Here is a 16785-nt window from a genome sequence, read left to right on the forward strand (position 1 = left end):
ACGAGCACACCAAACACAATGAAGGCGAGTGCCATGTCGACAATCGGCTCGGCGAGTCGCATCGCTTCTCCTTCCCCACCGGAGCGGCCAAGCGCCGCAGCAATTAAAGCAAAACGGATAAAATGGTCCTTAATCCGTTATCAATATTTCTGGATGGTGAATATCCACGATGTGCGTCTTCACTGTGCCCCCGAGATGACGGCGTATGGAGGAAGCCAATTCTTCCAGCGCTTGGTAAAGAACCTCATTCCTTGTTTCATCAATCGATTCGATGCAAAGGAAGGCGTGCTTCGTCTGTTCGGTGAGCATCGTTCGTTGGGCTTCCCGCCAATTCCAGCAGCGGCATATGGCGCCCACGTCATCTTTATACACGATTTCTCCTTCATACGGCGGGTCGTTTTCCTCGCCTCCCAACGGGATGAACGGTTCATGACCATCCGCCAGCGCCAGCCGGATGTCGCCGACAAACGTGTCGATATCCTCCCCTCCGCATGGAAGCCCGTAACGCAATGAAACAGAATTATAAATATCCACAAGCGGGTTGATCGTTCGGATGTGCTGACCGTTTTTCACTCGTTTCAGCAGCGCTTCAACCGAACAACGCGCCCCTTTTTTCGTTTTGAATCGCCGAAACGCCTCTCGCCAAACAACGATGACGGGGTTGCGGCTCAATTCTTCAAACTCCAGGAATTTCCGCGCCTCTTTCTCCGCCTCTCGCAGCATTTGTTCGTAAACGCTGGCATTCTTGATGCCGTTGTCAATCCCTTGGGCAACGACCACACCGATTTTGGCGTGGGGAAATATGGCCCAAACATCGTCTTCAACAACAAAACGTGTCATCATCCACTCCTCCATTCTCTTACGGTTTTGAAGGGCTCGCCAAGGCGGAGAATAGTCCTAACAAGATATAGCAACAGCCCGCCACCCGGTTCATCACCTTCATGCTTCCCTTCTTGGCAGCCAGCCGTTTGCGGATGCCCGCGGCCAACATGGCGTACAAGCTGTCATTTAGCAAGGCGAGAACAACAAATATCGCCCCTAAAAGCAAAAATTGACCAGCCACCAATCCAGCAGAAGGCGAGATAAATTGCGGAAAAAAGGCGAGAAAAAAGAGCGCTGTTTTTGGATTGGTCACTTCGACAAATAGAGATTCGTAAAACACTTGCGCCAATGTTTTCTCCTTGGCCTTCGTGTTCGGGATTTCCTCATCCTTGGTGGAAGCAAAAAATAACGTTTTGCCCCCCAAATAGATAAGATAAACGGCTCCTAAATATTTGATCATCGTAAAGGCAGCCGCCGATGTCATCAAAATCGCGGAAACGCCCACGGCTCCAAGGACAACATGGACAGCGCCACCCAATGCCACGCCAAACACCGCTACAACTCCTGCTTTCGTTCCTTGACCGATGCTTCTAGACACAATGTACAATACCGCCGGTCCGGGGACGATGAGCAGTGCCGCGGCTGCCACTATAAACACACCGATCGTCGAAAGCCCCATCCTCACATCTCACTCCTTCATTTTCTATTTCACTGCTGTTGCTTTTTCATCAGGGAAGCGATTCGCTTTTCGTTTTCAAATGGCATTTGCTCGAGTTGCTTGATGATCCGTTCTTGTCGGTATGCAGGATGATTTTGGCTTAACTTGGCTTTTCCCTCGATTCGCTTGATGATGATTTTGAAGGCTTGAATTCCTTTGTTCATGCCGGACAGCATCCCGGCATCGACCTCTGACAGCTGGTAACGGCTGTCCGGCGCTTCGTACTTTTCTACCATATCGTGTAGCGACCGCATGATTTCCCCTTCATCATGGATAAGCTCCACATTGCCATACACATGGACGACCACATAATTCCATGTCGGCACTGCTTGGTTCGTTTCATACCAGGAAGGAGAAATATAACAATGCGGACCGTGGAAAATCGCCAAGACCGTCTGACGTTGAATGTCGTTCCATTGCGGATTAGAACGGGCAAAATGGCCGTACAAACACGTTTTCTCCCGATCGAGCAACAGCGGCAAATGGGTAGCAAACAGCTCCCCTTGATGCATCGACACCAAGGTGGCAAAACTGTTCTCCTCGATCACCTCATAGACGACAGACATATCGTTGATGGCAAAATGCTTCGGAATATACATCAGTCCTCTCCCCCATCTTTTCAATTACAGCATTCCATTCTTCACAATGTATAATATAATCAAAACTGACATAAAAAAAGTGACAATAACAAAAAAATAAACATGTCAGGAGGATGAACATGAAGACGATCATTTTTGACTTGAAGGACGGCTCGCCTAAATACAAGCAAATCTACGAAAAATTGAAATCATTGATTGAACAAGGCGACATTCAAGCCAATGAGCCGCTACCTTCCATTCGCCAACTCGCCGAATCATTGAATGTCAGCCGGAACACAACTTTAATGGCTTACGAACAGCTGGTAGCGGAAGGATATATTCGCGCGGAAAAACGAAAAGGGTATTTTGCCAATGAAGTGGAACCTCTTTTCATTCCAAAAGCCCGCATTTCTGCACGCCAATCGGCAAGGGAAGCAGCAACGTCCGTTGTTGTCGATTTTCGCGCCGATACCGTCGATGCCGATCATTTTCCCGTTAAAGCATGGAGAAGAATTTCCAATCAAGTATTGACGGCCAAAGGATGTTTCCGCTATGGGGATCCGTTTGGGGAATTATGCTTGCGCAAGCAAATCGCCATCTACCTTCTCGAATCCCGCGGGGTGATCACAGAGCCAAACGCCATCATCATCGGAAGCAGCACGCAGCAAATGCTTCTCTCCCTTGGCTATATTCTAAAAGATGAATTCAACAGCGTGATCGTCGAAGACCCTGGTTATGACGGCGCCAGAGAAGCGTTTTTGTTTCACCGCTTTCAGCTGGAAACGGTGCCTGTTTCCGAAACCGGCATCGATCTTTCACCGCTCGAGAACAGGCGATCGCGGCTCATCTATGTCACCCCTTCACATCAAAGCCCGATGGGAGTCAGCATGCCGATCCAGCAACGGCACAGGCTCATTCAATGGGTGAACAACGTCGATGGCTATATTATCGAGGACGATTACGACAGCGAATTCCGTTACACGCAAAAGCCGTTTCCTGCTCTTGCTTCCATTGATTCCACAAAAGTCATTTATCTGGGCAATTTCTCAAAATCGTTTCTGCCTGGGATTCGCTTAAGCTACATGGTGTTGCCGCCGTCGCTTTTGTACCGTTATCAGCAGCAGTTTCGCCTTTTCGAAAGCACTGCGTCCATCCTCAGCCAATTGGCGATGGCCAAATTTATGGAGGAGGGGGAATGGGGCCGCCATATTAAACGCATGCGCCTCGTGTACAAACGAAAAATGGAGCATTTAACATCACTACTGCGAAAAGCATTTGGGGATATGATCTCCATTATTGGCGAACAGTCCGGTTTATACGTGTTAATCAAAGTTCATTCCGATTGTTCAGAAGAACAGCTACTTCAACGCGCCCTATCGTGTGGGGTAAAAGTGTATCCCACTTCGCGCTATTTTGTGAACCAACGGCCAGACCGACCCATGATCAAGCTCGGTTTTAGCGGCTTGTCGCTCGAGGATATTGATCTTGGAGTAAAACTGCTCAAAAAAGCATGGTGTTGACGACGACTTCACGGAAAACGCCCCTCTTTTTACACAAGCTCACGGAATCCCTGTCTTGGCGTGTATTTTTGATCGGTTTCTAATGTCACGTTAATTTTAAATATTTACATTTTTTTGTTTTTTTTGTATAATACACTAAAGGGGAAAGAGAATATGGGTGGAAAAAATCATAGACCATTTAATATGTGGTGCAAAATTGATATAGCTATTGAACTTTCCACCAGTATTTCTACAGAGCTTTTCTATCGACTGGAAGGACATGGTTCTCTTACTGTGGTCCCTCCTATTCCAACAAGTGACGACATACTAAAACATGCTCCGTCTCAAGTCCCAGCGAGTTGGTAATAATCCTTTCGGGTGGTCCTCAAGATTTTTCAAGACCACCCTAGCTTATTAAATGGAAAGGGTAGAAAAAAATGATTGCCGTGCAAGACGTAAACAAAATCTATCCGCCAAACCGCCAAGTATTACATAATGTTTCCCTTGAACTGGTTGAAGGGGATCGACTTATTCTTTTAGGGCCGAATGGAGCCGGAAAAACTACTTTAATAAGATGCATCATCGGGCTTACTGCACCAGACAGCGGCAGCATCTATGTCAATGGAGTAGATGTTGTCCGCCATCCAGATGAAGCGCGCGAGTCGATTGCGGTCGTATTTGAAGAAGCTGACAACTCCTATTCTTATTTAACTGTTTTGGAAAATCTCTTATACTTCGGCTTGCTGAACAAATGGAGTCGTGCTGAAGCAAAACGAAGAGCCGAACGAATGATGGCCGTGTTGAATCTAACCCCATACGCTGAGCGTCTTACCCAAACCCTTTCACGTGGGATGAAACAAAAACTGGCATTTGCGATCGCCTTAATGAAAGGAGCGCCGTTTTTGTTCCTTGATGAGCCAACTCTTGGCCTTGATGTTGAGTCGCAACATCATATCCGAACCATGTTAACGGAAGAAAACCAATGGTGGAAAGCCGTTCTCATCACCACCCACGACATTCCTTTTGCCCACGCCGTTGGAAATAAGTTTGTCTTTATTCAAGGCGGAAAAATCGTTTGGAGCGGCACGAAAGAACATTTTTCAACTCCAGCCGACCTTGAAGCTCATTTTTTGGCCGCTATTCGTTCCAACCTATCCGTCTAAGGAGGTGAGTCGGTTGCCCCTGCAAATCTTGAATGTAGTATTGGCTTCCTTTTTGAAAAAAAGGGCAGAGTATCGTCGGTATTGGTTCGATTTTACCGTTGGCCTTATCATTAAATTTGTCTTTTTTCTCGGTACGCTGTACGCAAGCCCGATACAAACCGGAAAGGAAGCGACGCTCAAACTGTTCGGTTTCAGCCTTTGGTACTTAAGCGCTCATTTGATCTCAAAGCTCGGCAACACGGTGATCGAGGAAGCGTATCTCGGCACGGCAGAGCAGGTACTTTCCACCAAGACTCCCCCATGGCAAGTTTTAATGGGCGTAGTGATCGCGGAAATCGCATTATCATCCGTGTGGGTAGTGCTCTTTTTCATCTGTGCGGCTTTGATGATTGGATTTTCCGAAATTCTCTCGGGAATATTATCCATGATAACGGAGATCGTCGTATTTGGCGGCGTAAGCCTAATCGGGATGACGGGAATCGGTGTGTTCATTTTAGGACTGTCCCTTCGCTTAAAACAAGTCGGAGCCGTTACCGAGGTGCTGCTTTATTATTTATTAATCTTCTCAGGTTTTTTTCTATCTTCAAATTTATTGCCGACAGCCTTTCATATTCTCAACTACTTTTCTCCCCTTTCTTGGGCCGTGCAAGGAGTGAATGAAGGATGGCCCGTATTCTTTCCTGCTCTCGGCATCTCGCTATTATGGCTGGCCATGGGCTCATTGGTCTTGAAGCAACAATGGCATTGGGCGAGAAAAAACGGAAAAATCGGAAGCTACGTATAAAAGAGCGGACGTTATCCCTCACATTTCGCACCCTTTCGGCGAAAATCGAGAGGATGTTTTCGCGACCATGCCGAATGCATCTTCGACAATCAAGGAAAGCAAAGGAGGTTTCATAACACGGACGTCTTGCACGAAGGGGACTCTCTTTATTACAACGCCGCCTGCGAACATCAATTTATGAACACAGGCAACGAAGAGTGCCGCTATGATCTGATTATTCACTCGCCTGCTTCGAAAACATGACCCATAGTCATGTCCGCCCAAGGCGTTGCTTTTTTTGCTTTTTGCCGTCACATAGAAAGAAATCACAGCATCGACGGCGAATAAAAGAGATGGCATTTCTTTGACGGAGGTGTGTGAATGAACATCGGCCAAGAATATTTGCGAGTGGTGCGCGCACGCTTTGTTGACATGAAAAAGACCGCCGAACGGGCTATGGACCAATGTTCGGAGGAACAGCTGTTCCATTGCTTTCATGAGGAGGCCAACAGCATCGCCATCATTGTCAAACATATGAGCGGAAATATGGTGTCGCGCTGGACAGACTTTTTGTCGTCGGATGGGGAAAAACCGGACCGAAACCGCGATGATGAGTTTATCAACGACTTCCATACGCGCAAAGAAGTCATGGCTTGCTGGGAAAAGGGGTGGTCTGCTTTCTTTCAGACGCTGAACGAACTGCAAGAAACGGATTTGTTGCGGACGGTCACGATCCGCGGCGAACCCCATTCCGTCATCGAAGCCATTGAGCGGCAAATGTACCATTATTCGTATCATATCGGGCAAATCGTCTATATCGCGAAACAGCTGAACGCAAACAACTGGAAAACATTGACCATACCAAGAAATCGAAAAACAACATAGGCAACTCCTTATTCGAATGATCATGCAAACGCCATCCGCCCCTCGGAACCGTCAGCCGATAAAGGTGGATGGCTTCTTTTTGTTGTTTGTTGTTCCTTCCCAATCATACCTATCGGGATCGCAGTCATCGTCTGGAAAGTTTCACAATACCGACCAACAAACAAACCATCCCCACTCCCCATGCCAACCCCGCCTTGCCAAGAAGGAGGGAGATTTCTTCGGATGCCTGCACATGGGTAAGATCAAAGGAAATCGCCTTCAGCGCAAATGAAACAGCCAGAGACAGCAACAAGAAATGGGCCAATATCCACAGAAACGCCCGCCCCTCTCGATTCCTTCGCCAAAGAAAAACGATTGTCGCAACCGCGATCAACATCACAACCGAAAAGCCGCCGATGAGCATATCCATCACATTTTCCTCCATAGGCAAATGATTGGGCAACGTTCCCACCTCCTCTTTTTCATCATATCATGTCTTCCTATTCTTCTTCCCTGCGTCCGATCCCTTCTTGTATGTGAAGCCGCCCATGGGCTTCTTCGTTCCCGCGCGCTAGGGAAGCGGCGCAACCCTTTACGCAAACGCCAAGCAGGCGCCCATCTCCCTATTGCAGAGGGCGGCGCCTGCTCTGATTGTATAGATGCAATGTAAAGCTTTAACACTTTTCGTTTTTACCGGTCATTGCATCCGACTGTCGAGTGACCGAACAACGCCGCTTCCAGACCCATGAATGGGTCTGTGAAGCGAGTCGTTGTTCGGTCTTCCGTCACGCTAAAGCGTGACGGAGGCAAGCCTGTGGCTTGCCTTCGACAGTCAAAAATGGATAAGCCACTTTTTCCGTCAAGGATATGTGAAACGATTTCGTTGCATCTATATGGTTACTTTTGCTGCATCTTAAACTGCAAAAACAGTTCGTTGTAGTAGGCGAGCATGTGTTTCCCTAAGTTTTCGTACACTTCGAGATGCCCAGCTGAATCCAAATCGGGGTAAAAGCGCCGATCGCCCGCGATGTCTTTTGGCAAATAGGCAAGCGCCTTTTTATTCGGCGTCGAATAGCCGACATACTCGGCGTTTTGCGCCGCGTGTTTTGGGTCGAGCATAAAGTTGATGAACGCGTGCGCTCCTTCGATGTTTTTCGCTGTTTTCGGAATGACCATGTTGTCAAACCATAAGTTGGAGCCTTCTTTCGGCACGACATAGTCGAGCTTGTCGTTTTCCGCGATGATTTCGGCCGCATCGCCCGACCAGACGACGCCGATGGCTGCTTCTTCATTGGCAAGCAGCAGCTTGATTTCATCGCCGACAATCGCCTTCACGTTCGGCATGAGCCGATCGAGCTTCCGCTTGGCTTCTTGCAAGTGGGCTTTGTTCGTATCATTGAGCGAATAGCCGAGGCTGTTTAACGCCATCCCCATCACTTCGCGCGCCCCGTCGACAAGCAAAATTTGATTGCGCAAGCTTGGATCCCATAAGTCGTTCCAGCTTGTGATGGTCTTGCCGCCAAGCATCTCGCGGTTGTAGACGATGCCGACCGTCCCCCAAAAATACGGCACGGAATACCGGTTGTGCGGATCAAACGGCAAGTTGAGAAACCGCGGCTCGATATATTGCAAATTGGGAAGCTTTCGGTAATCAAGCGGCAGAAGCAGCTTTTCTTCGATCATTTTGCTGATGGCGTAATCGGATGGAACGGCGACGTCAAACGTTGCCCCGCCTTGGGCGATTTTCGCCATCATCGCCTCATTGGAATCAAACGTTTGGTAAATCACTTTCCACCCTGTCTCTTTTTCAAATTCGCGAATGAGCGCGGGGTCAATGTAATCGCCCCAGTTGTAGACCGTCACCGTTTTGCCTCCGCCGTACCCTTCCGCTTCGTTCAGCCGATGAGTGACAAACATCAGGACGAACGCGGCGATAAACACGGCCGCAAATCCTTGGACAAGCCGTCTCACCTACTTTCGCCCCCCTATCCCGTACAAGCGGCCGCCTTTTTGGCTAAGCACGTAATAGCCGATAACGAGCAACATGGTAAATAAAAACAGAAGCGTCGACAATGCGTTGATCGACAAGGAAATGCCTTGGCGCGCCCGCGAATAAATTTCCACGGACAGCGTCGAGAACCCATTTCCCGTGACAAAAAAGGTCACGGCAAAGTCATCGAGCGAATACGTGAGCGCCATGAAAAAGCCCGCCCATATGCTCGGAGCCAAAAACGGCAGCACCACACCGGACAGCACTTGCCAATGACTGGCTCCTAAATCTCTAGCCGCATCAATCAGCGTCGGGCTCATTTCTTCCAGTTTCGGCAGCACCATCAACACGACAATCGGCACGCTGAACGCGATATGAGACAACAGCACGGACGTAAAGCCGAGCTTGATGCCAGCGATTGTAAACAGCAGCAAAAACGAAGCGCCGATGATGACATCGGGGCTGACGATCAGCACGTTGTTGAGGGCGAGAAGAGCGTTTTTCGTTCGCTGCCGCTTGACATAGTAAACGGCGAGCGCTCCGATGACCCCAAGTATCGTCGCAACCGCCGCCGACAGCAGCGCAACGACGATTGTATTCAAAACGATGATGAGCAAGCGGTCGTCGGACAGCACGTCGCGGTACCACTTGAGCGTGAACGATTGAAAATCGTGCATCGCCCCGCCGCTGTTGAAAGAATAATACATCAAATACACAATCGGCATATACATCACGGCAAACACGACTAACAAGTACACACGTCCCCACGCCTGCATCCGTTTCATCGGCTTCCCTCTTTTCTTCCGCTTCCTGTCAGGATGACGATGACCGCCATGGCGATCATTAACACAACAGCGATCGTCGCCCCCATCCCCCAGTTTTGGGTGACAAGAAAATGCTGCTCAATGGCGGTGCCGAGCGTAATGACGCGGTTGCCAGCGACAAGGCGTGTAATCATAAACAGCGACAGCGCCGGGATGAATACCGCTTGGCAGCCGGCCTTCACTCCGCCAAGCGTGAGCGGAAAGACGACGCGGCGGAACGTCGTCCAAGCCGAAGCGCCCAAATCGCGGGCGGCATCGACAAGCGATGGCGGCAGCTCCTCCAGCGCGTTGAAAATCGGCAGCACCATAAACGGAATAAAAATGTACACCGACACAAAGACAAAACTGAAATCGGTGAACAACAGCTGCCGCGGCCCGACGCCCAGCGCTTTCAACAAAGCGTTGGCCAGCCCGTACGTGCCGAACAGCCCTAAAAACGCATACACCTTCAGCAGCAAATTCACCCACATCGGCAAAATAAGCAACAACAGCCATAGCTGCTTGTGCCGCGTCTTCGTCAGCCAATAGGCGGTCGGATAGCCGATGAGCAGCGACACAAGCGTGATTAAAAACGCATACCAAAACGAATACGCCATCATTTTCAAATAAATGGGCGTCCACACGGATTTGTAGTTGGACAACGTCCAATGGCCGTCAAGATCCAAAAACGATTCATACACCAAAAAGACAATCGGGGCCACGACAAACAGCACAAGCCAAATGCCATAAGGGATTAAATACCAGTTCCGCCACGCCCGTTCCGTCATGCGTCCTCATCCTCCTTTTCGAGTCGCATGACGTGAATCGCTTCCGGTTCAAAACGAAGGCCGACCGTTTCCCCGACTTCGGCCTTTTTCGTCGAATGGACAAGCCATTCGTTGCCGTTTTCGTCATAGCCGCAAATTTCATAATGGACACCGCGGAATAAGAGCGAATCGACGCGGATGACGATCTGCCCGTCTTCCGGCGCCGCGAGCTCCAAATCTTCCGGGCGGATGACGACATCGACCGGTTCGTTTGGCGCGAAGCCGCGGTCAACACACGCAAACTGTTTGCCGGCAAATTCGACGAGGAAATCGTCGATCATGCGCCCTGACAAAATGTTCGATTCGCCAATGAAATCGGCGACGAATCGATTGACAGGCTCGTCGTAAATGTCTTTCGGCGTCCCAAACTGCTGAATTTTCCCTTTATTCAGAACAAAAATGTAATCGGACATCGCCAGCGCTTCTTCTTGATCATGCGTGACAAAAATAAACGTAATGCCCAATCGGCGCTGCAATTCACGAAGTTCATACTGCATTTCCGTGCGCAGTTTCAAATCCAAGGCTGACAGCGGTTCATCCAAGAGCAGCACCTCAGGTTCATTGACAATCGCCCGGGCAATGGCGACGCGCTGACGCTGGCCGCCTGACATTTCTTGAATGCGGCGGCGCTCATAGCCGTCTAAGTTGACAAACCGAAGCGCTTCCCTCACTTTCTCGCGAATGTCGGTTTCTTTCATCTTTTTCACGCGCAAACCAAACGCAACGTTTTCAAACACATCGAGATGAGGGAACAATGCATAGTCTTGAAAAACAGTGTTGACTTGCCGTTTGTTCGGCGGGACGTTTTGAATCGGCTTTCCGTGGAAATAAATCGTTCCTTCCGTCGGCTCGATAAACCCGGCAATCAGCCGCAAAATCGTTGTCTTCCCACAACCCGATGGTCCAAGCAGCGTATAAAACTTCCCGCGCTCCATCGCAAAACTGACATCATCCAGTACGGCTGCGCCGTCGTATTCCTTCGTCACTCGCTCGAAGCGGATGATTTCTCCGTTCACTTTCAGCCCCCCATCTTCTTGATGTTCACTATTCCTAATTAGAACATAGGAGAGTAGAAAGTGCAACGGAAAAATATGCTTTCCGCCATGTCGGCGACTAAAAAACAAAAAGCGGCTGACTATTCCGCAGAACAGCTTCCAATTTTGCCCGCAATGCGGAAAGCCGCTGTCTCATTGATCGTTTTTTCAAATTTCCTTGCTTCACCGTATTGAATAATTTCAAAAAATACATTAAATTATATAGTAATAGTCAAGACGAAATAAACAACCGCATACGGACATTCTTATCAAGAGAGGGGGAGGGACTGGCCCGGTGAACCCTCAGCAACCTGGCCCGCGGCCAAGGTGCTAAATCCAGACAGGCAACAGCCTGGAAGATAAGAAGAAGCGAATGAAAAGTCTTCTTCTTAGAAGGCTTTTTTCTTTTACTACAACGAAATGGGGGAATCAAACGTGGGGCTGCTCGATGAGTTGAAACAACGCATTCTCATCGCCGACGGAGCGATGGGGACGCTGTTATATTCGCATGGCGTCGACCGTTGTTTTGAAGAATTGAATCTATCGAATCCAGACGAAATCATTCATATTCATGAAGCGTATATCGCGGCGGGCGCCGATGTCATTCAGACGAATACATACGGCGCCAACTATGTGAAACTCGCGCGCTACGGCTTGCAAGACGAGGTGCCGGCGATCAATCGCGCCGCTGTAAGACTGGCGAAGCAAGCAGCCAATGGGGGGGCGTACGTGCTCGGAACGATCGGAGGGCTGCGCACATTGAACAAAAGCGTCGTACCGCTTGACGAAGTGAAGCGGACGTTTCGCGAGCAGCTGTTTGTGCTGCTTGCCGAAGGGGTTGATGGTGTGCTGCTGGAGACGTATTACGATTTGGAAGAGTTGGAGACGGTGCTTGCCATCGCGCGCAAAGAGACGGACTTGCCGATTATCGCCCATGTGTCGCTCCATGAAGTCGGCGTTTTGCAAGACGGCACGCCGCTCGCGGACGCCCTTAGCCGCCTGGAGGCGCTCGGGGCCGATGTTGTCGGGCTCAACTGCCGGCTTGGTCCGCACTATATGATTCAGTCGCTTGAGGAAGTGCCCCTGCCCAATCGCGCATTTTTGTCGGCGTATCCGAACGCGAGCCTCCCGGATTACCGCGACGGCCGGCTTGTCTATGAAACGAACGCGGAATATTTTGAAGAGGCGGCCAAAGCGTTCCGCGATCAAGGGGTGCGCTTGATCGGCGGGTGCTGCGGCACGACGCCGAAACATATTGAGGCAATGGCAAAGGCGCTCGCCGACCGGACGCCGGTGACGGAAAAAACGGTGAAGCGGCGCACGGCATCTGTATCGGTGCAAGCCGATCGGCCCGCGCCGACTCCGCTTCCCGAGCTCGCCCGCACGCGCCGCTCGGTCATTGTCGAACTCGATCCGCCGAAGCAACTCGGCATTGACAAGTTTCTCGCTGGGGCGAAAGCGCTCCATGACGCCGGCATCGACGCGCTGACGTTAGCTGACAACTCACTTGCCACGCCGCGCATCAGCAACGCCGCCGTCGCCACGATCGTGAAAGAGCGGCTCGGCGTCCGCCCGCTCGTGCATATTACGTGCCGCGACCGCAACTTGATCGGCCTGCAGTCGCATTTGATGGGGTTGCATACGCTCGGCATCACCGACGTGCTCGCCATTACCGGCGACCCGTCGAAAATCGGCGATTTCCCGGGAGCGACGTCCGTGTATGATGTGTCGTCATTCGATCTCATCCGCTTGATCAGCCAATTCAACGAGGGATTATCGTACTCGGGCAAACCGCTCGGGCAAAAAACGAACTTCTCGATCGGTGCGGCCTTCAATCCGAACGTCCGCCATTTGGATAAAGCGGTCGAGCGAATGGAGAAAAAAATTCAATGCGGCGCTCACTATTTCTTGACCCAACCGGTTTACTCGGAAGAAAAAATCTTGCAAATATATGAAGCAACGAAACATCTCGCCACGCCGATCTACATTGGCATTATGCCGCTGGTAAGCGCGCGCAACGCCGAGTTTTTGCACCATGAAGTGCCGGGGATCACCCTGTCGGACGAGATTCGCGCCCGCATGGCCGCCTGCGGCAGCGACCCAGTAGAAGCGGCGCGCGAAGGAATTGCCATCGCCAAATCGCTCATTGACGCGGCGTTTGATTTGTTTAACGGCATTTATTTGATCACGCCGTTTTTGCGCTATGACATGACAGTCGAGCTCGTCCGCTACATCCATGAAAAAGAAGCGGCCGCCAAAGAAAGGAAGGTTGTTCATGGCTAACATCACCTTAGAACAGCAGCTGCAGCGAAAAATTCTCGTCATTGACGGCGCGATGGGGACGATGATCCAAAGCGCCAACCTATCAGCCGCCGATTTTGGCGGCGAGGCGTATGAAGGGTGCAACGAATATTTGACCCTCACCGCCCCGCCTGTCATCCGCCGCATTCACGAAGCGTATTTGGAAGCGGGCGCTGACATCATCGAAACGAACACGTTCGGGGCGACGCGCATTGTGCTCGATGAATACAACCTCGGGCATTTGGCGCTCGAGTTGAACATCGAAGCGGCCAAGCTCGCCAAACAAGCGGCGGAGGCGTTCTCAACTCCCGACTGGCCGCGCTTTGTCGCCGGGTCGATGGGGCCGACGACGAAGACGTTGTCGGTGACAGGCGGCGCGACCTTTGAGGAACTCGTCGCCGCCTATGAAGAACAAGCGCGCGGGCTGCTGTTGGGCGGCGTCGATCTTCTGTTGCTGGAGACGTGCCAAGATACGTTGAACGTAAAAGCTGGATTTCTCGGCATTTCCAAGGCGTTTGAGGCGGTCGGCCGCCGCGTGCCGCTCATGATTTCCGGCACGATCGAGCCGATGGGCACGACGCTCGCCGGCCAGGCGATCGATGCGTTTTTCATCTCGGTGCGCCATATGAAGCCGATCGCCGTCGGCTTAAACTGCGCGACCGGCCCGGAGTTTATGACCGACCATTTGCGGACGCTCGCCTCGCTTGCGGATACGGCGGTCAGCTGCTATCCGAACGCCGGGCTGCCGGATGAAGAAGGCCGCTACCATGAAACGCCGGAGATGTTGGCAGAGAAAATCCGCCGCTTTGCCGAAAAGGGATGGATCAACATCGTCGGCGGGTGTTGCGGCACGACGCCGGACCATATTCGCGCCATCGCCGAAGCGGTGCGCGGCATCCCGCCGCGGGCGATCCCGTCTTCGTTTGACGTCCACGCCGTCTCCGGCATCGAGGCGCTCATTTATGAGGAAACGATGCGCCCGCTCTTTGTCGGCGAGCGGACAAACGTCATCGGCTCGCGCAAATTCAAGCGCCTCATCGCCGAAGGGAAATACGAAGAAGCGGCGGAAATCGCCCGCGCACAAGTGAAAAACGGCGCCCATGTCATCGACATTTGCCTCGCCGACCCAGACCGCGACGAACTCCATGACATGGAGCAGTTCGTCCGCGAAGTCGTGAAAAAAGTGAAAGTGCCGCTTGTCATCGATTCAACCGACGAGCGCGTCATCGAGCGCGCCCTCACCTACTCGCAAGGGAAAGCGATCATCAATTCGATCAACTTGGAAGACGGCGAGGAGCGGTTTGCGAAAGTCGTTCCTCTCTTGCACAAATACGGCGCCGCTGTCGTCGTCGGCACGATCGATGAACAAGGAATGGCGGTCACCGCCGAACGGAAGCTGGAAATTGCCTTGCGTTCGTATGACTTGCTCGTTAACCGCTACGGGGTGCCGGCGCGCGACATCATTTTCGATCCGCTCGTCTTCCCGGTCGGCACCGGTGATGAGCAATACATCGGCGCGGCGAAAGAAACGATCGAAGGGATCCGCCTCATTAAAGAGCGGCTTCCTCATTGTTTAACGATGCTCGGCATCAGCAACGTCTCGTTCGGCTTGCCGCCGGCCGGGCGCGAGGTGCTCAACTCCGTCTTTTTGTACCATTGCACGCAAGCTGGGCTCGATTATGCGATCGTCAACACTGAGAAGCTTGAGCGGTTCGCCTCGATTCCGGAAGAGGAAGTGCGGATGGCCGAAGCGCTTTTGTTTGACACGAGCGATGAAACATTAAACACCTTTATCGAATTTTACCGAAGCAAAATCACCGCCGCCAAGCCGGCTGAGGAGAACTTGAGCTTGGAAGAGCGGCTCGCCCGCTACGTCATTGAAGGGTCGAAGGACGGACTCATTCCCGATTTAGAGAAGGCGCTTGAGACCTACTCCGATCCGCTGTCGATCATCAACGGTCCGCTTATGGCCGGCATGGATGAAGTCGGGCGGCTGTTCAACAACAACCAGCTCATCGTCGCCGAAGTATTGCAAAGCGCGGAAGTGATGAAAGCGGCCGTCGCCTTTTTAGAGCCGTATATGGAAAAGAAAGAAGGAAGCACAAAAGGAAAAGTCATTCTCGCCACCGTCAAAGGCGATGTCCATGACATCGGCAAAAACTTGGTCGACATCATTTTAAGCAACAACGGCTACGAGGTGATCGACCTCGGCATTAAAGTCGCTCCGCAGCAACTCATTGAAGCGGTGCGCGAACATCAGCCCGACATCATCGGGTTGTCGGGCTTGCTTGTCAAATCGGCCCAACAGATGGTCGTCACCGCCCAAGATTTGCGGCAAGCCGGCATCTCAACGCCCATTTTAGTCGGCGGCGCCGCCTTGACGCGCAAATTTACCGAAAACAAAATCGCACCCGAATACGACGGCATCGTCTTGTACGCGAAAGACGCCATGGACGGGCTCGCGCTCGCCAACCAACTCCAGCAAGGCGAAATTGACTACAAGAAAAAAGAAGCGACCGAAAACGAGCCGACACGGCCAACGGCGGTCGCCACCGCGTTCAAATCGAACGTCTCGACCGACGTTCCCGTCTACATCCCGGCCGACCTCGAGCGCCACGTGCTGCGAAACGTGCCGCTTGACCATGTGTTGCCGTACGTCAACTGGCAAATGGTGCTCGGCCACCACCTCGGCTTGAAAGGAAAAGTGAAGCGGCTGCTTGAAGAACGGGACGAAAAAGCGTTGGCGTTAAAAGCGGTCGTCGACGAACTCGTTGCCGAAGCGAAAGAACGCGGCTGGATTCAACCCGCCGGCGTCTACCGCTTCTTCCCGGCGCAAAGCGACGGCAACCGCGTCTACGTTTACGATCCGGTTGATCACAAAACCGTGCTCGAGACATTCGACTTCCCGCGCCAACCGCGGGCGCCGCATCTTTGCCTCGCCGATTATTTGAAATCGAAAGAAAGCGGCGAAATGGATTACGTCGGCTTGTTCGCCGTCACGGCCGGGCATGGCGTCCGCGAACTCGCCCAACAGTGGAAAGACGAAGGCGAATTTTTGAAAAGCCATGCCATCCAAGCGTTGGCGCTCGAGATTGCCGAAGGATTCGCCGAGCGCATCCACCAAATTATGCGCGACCGCTGGGGCTTCCCGGACGACCCGGATTTCACGATGGAAGAGCGCTTCGCCGCCAAATACCAAGGCCAGCGCTACTCGTTCGGCTACCCGGCCTGTCCGAACTTGGAAGATCAAGAAAAGCTGTTCCGCCTGCTTCATCCAGAAGACATCGGCATCCGCCTCACCGACGGCTACATGATGGAGCCCGAAGCATCAGTTTCGGCGATCGTCTTCGCCCATCCAGAGGCACGGTATTTCAATGTGTTATAAGCGAAATGAGAAACGAGCTGGGCTATGTGAACCAGCTC

At 51.7% G+C, this 16785-nt stretch carries 14 protein-coding genes and 1 riboswitch; of the genes, 6 read left to right on the top strand and 8 right to left on the bottom strand.

The window, feature by feature from the left end; genetic code table 11:
* Window positions 1–129: 129 nt before the first annotated feature.
* Genes B9L21_RS12200 through B9L21_RS12210 form a run of 3 tightly spaced genes read right to left on the bottom strand, consistent with a single transcriptional unit; the run spans window position 130 to window position 2139 of the window.
* Window positions 130–840 carry a B3/4 domain-containing protein gene (locus B9L21_RS12200; RefSeq protein ID WP_063166592.1) on the bottom strand — a complete coding sequence of 237 codons (711 nt, stop codon included), beginning with the start codon at window positions 838–840 and terminating at the stop codon, window positions 130–132.
* Window positions 841–859: 19 nt separating this feature from the next.
* Complete coding sequence (locus B9L21_RS12205) at window positions 860–1501, bottom strand: LysE family translocator (RefSeq protein ID WP_014195068.1); 642 nt, start codon at window positions 1499–1501, stop codon at window positions 860–862.
* A 29-nt stretch (window positions 1502–1530) separates the two neighbouring features.
* A complete protein-coding gene (locus B9L21_RS12210; protein WP_063166593.1) occupies window positions 1531–2139 on the bottom strand; it encodes an FMN-binding negative transcriptional regulator in 609 nt (202 codons plus the stop codon).
* Between the two features lie 119 nt (window positions 2140–2258).
* Between B9L21_RS12210 and B9L21_RS12215 the strand changes: the two genes are divergently transcribed.
* From B9L21_RS12215 to B9L21_RS12230, 4 genes are all read left to right on the top strand, one after another.
* Entirely contained in the window at window positions 2259–3638 is a 1380-nt protein-coding gene (locus B9L21_RS12215) for a PLP-dependent aminotransferase family protein (protein WP_063166594.1), read from the top strand.
* 416 nt (window positions 3639–4054) lie between these two features.
* Window positions 4055–4780, top strand: a complete 726-nt coding sequence (locus tag B9L21_RS12220) for an ABC transporter ATP-binding protein (protein ID WP_063166595.1) — start codon at window positions 4055–4057, stop codon at window positions 4778–4780.
* A 4-nt stretch (window positions 4781–4784) separates the two neighbouring features.
* Entirely contained in the window at window positions 4785–5564 is a 780-nt protein-coding gene (locus tag B9L21_RS12225; protein ID WP_223812640.1) for an ABC transporter permease, read from the top strand.
* Between the two features lie 360 nt (window positions 5565–5924).
* Window positions 5925–6428 (top strand): DUF1572 domain-containing protein, encoded by a 504-nt coding sequence (locus tag B9L21_RS12230; protein WP_023633933.1) that lies wholly within the window; start codon window positions 5925–5927, stop codon window positions 6426–6428.
* A gap of 124 nt (window positions 6429–6552) precedes the next feature.
* Here B9L21_RS12230 and B9L21_RS12235 read toward each other — a convergent pair whose 3' ends face one another.
* The 5 genes from B9L21_RS12235 to B9L21_RS12260 all read right to left on the bottom strand — a co-directional run bounded on the left by B9L21_RS12235 (window position 6553) and on the right by B9L21_RS12260 (window position 11043).
* Complete coding sequence (locus B9L21_RS12235) at window positions 6553–6870, bottom strand: hypothetical protein (RefSeq protein WP_089135005.1); 318 nt, start codon at window positions 6868–6870, stop codon at window positions 6553–6555.
* A 434-nt stretch (window positions 6871–7304) separates the two neighbouring features.
* Complete coding sequence (locus tag B9L21_RS12245) at window positions 7305–8378, bottom strand: ABC transporter substrate-binding protein (RefSeq protein ID WP_063166596.1); 1074 nt, start codon at window positions 8376–8378, stop codon at window positions 7305–7307.
* Window positions 8379–9182: an ABC transporter permease gene (locus B9L21_RS12250; protein ID WP_011230228.1), complete on the bottom strand. Its 804-nt coding sequence runs from the start codon at window positions 9180–9182 to the stop codon at window positions 8379–8381. It lies immediately after the preceding gene.
* On the bottom strand, window positions 9179–9988 hold the full coding sequence (locus B9L21_RS12255) for an ABC transporter permease (protein WP_023633936.1): 810 nt from the start codon (window positions 9986–9988) through the stop codon (window positions 9179–9181). Before B9L21_RS12255 ends, B9L21_RS12250 begins: the two co-directional genes overlap by 4 nt.
* On the bottom strand, window positions 9985–11043 hold the full coding sequence (locus B9L21_RS12260; RefSeq protein WP_023633937.1) for an ABC transporter ATP-binding protein: 1059 nt from the start codon (window positions 11041–11043) through the stop codon (window positions 9985–9987). The genes B9L21_RS12255 and B9L21_RS12260 overlap by 4 nt, the downstream gene beginning before the upstream one ends.
* Before the next feature lie 281 nt (window positions 11044–11324).
* A riboswitch (SAM riboswitch) is annotated at window positions 11325–11427 on the top strand.
* Between the two features lie 69 nt (window positions 11428–11496).
* Between B9L21_RS12260 and B9L21_RS12265 the strand changes: the two genes are divergently transcribed.
* A complete protein-coding gene (locus tag B9L21_RS12265) occupies window positions 11497–13344 on the top strand; it encodes a bifunctional homocysteine S-methyltransferase/methylenetetrahydrofolate reductase (RefSeq protein WP_063166597.1) in 1848 nt (615 codons plus the stop codon).
* Complete coding sequence (gene metH, locus B9L21_RS12270) at window positions 13337–16747, top strand: methionine synthase (RefSeq protein ID WP_063166598.1); 3411 nt, start codon at window positions 13337–13339, stop codon at window positions 16745–16747. Before B9L21_RS12265 ends, metH begins: the two co-directional genes overlap by 8 nt.
* Window positions 16748–16785 lie beyond the last annotated feature (38 nt).

The sequence above is a fragment of the Geobacillus uzenensis genome, from assembly GCF_002217665.1.
In the GTDB taxonomy this organism is placed as follows: Bacteria; Bacillota; Bacilli; order Bacillales; family Anoxybacillaceae; genus Geobacillus; species Geobacillus subterraneus.

Bases quoted from the DNA above. Each gene is read 5' to 3' on its own strand.
- B9L21_RS12200 (WP_063166592.1), bottom strand. From the start codon at position 840: ATGACACGTTTTGTTGTTGAAGACGATGTTTGGGCCATATTTCCCCAC.
- B9L21_RS12205 (WP_014195068.1), bottom strand. From the start codon at position 1,501: ATGGGGCTTTCGACGATCGGTGTGTTTATAGTGGCAGCCGCGGCACTG.
- B9L21_RS12210 (WP_063166593.1), bottom strand. From the start codon at position 2,139: ATGTATATTCCGAAGCATTTTGCCATCAACGATATGTCTGTCGTCTAT.
- B9L21_RS12215 (WP_063166594.1), top strand. From the start codon at position 2,259: ATGAAGACGATCATTTTTGACTTGAAGGACGGCTCGCCTAAATACAAG.
- B9L21_RS12220 (WP_063166595.1), top strand. From the start codon at position 4,055: ATGATTGCCGTGCAAGACGTAAACAAAATCTATCCGCCAAACCGCCAA.
- B9L21_RS12230 (WP_023633933.1), top strand. From the start codon at position 5,925: ATGAACATCGGCCAAGAATATTTGCGAGTGGTGCGCGCACGCTTTGTT.
- B9L21_RS12250 (WP_011230228.1), bottom strand. From the start codon at position 9,182: ATGAAACGGATGCAGGCGTGGGGACGTGTGTACTTGTTAGTCGTGTTT.
- B9L21_RS12255 (WP_023633936.1), bottom strand. From the start codon at position 9,988: ATGACGGAACGGGCGTGGCGGAACTGGTATTTAATCCCTTATGGCATT.
- metH (WP_063166598.1), top strand. From the start codon at position 13,337: ATGGCTAACATCACCTTAGAACAGCAGCTGCAGCGAAAAATTCTCGTC.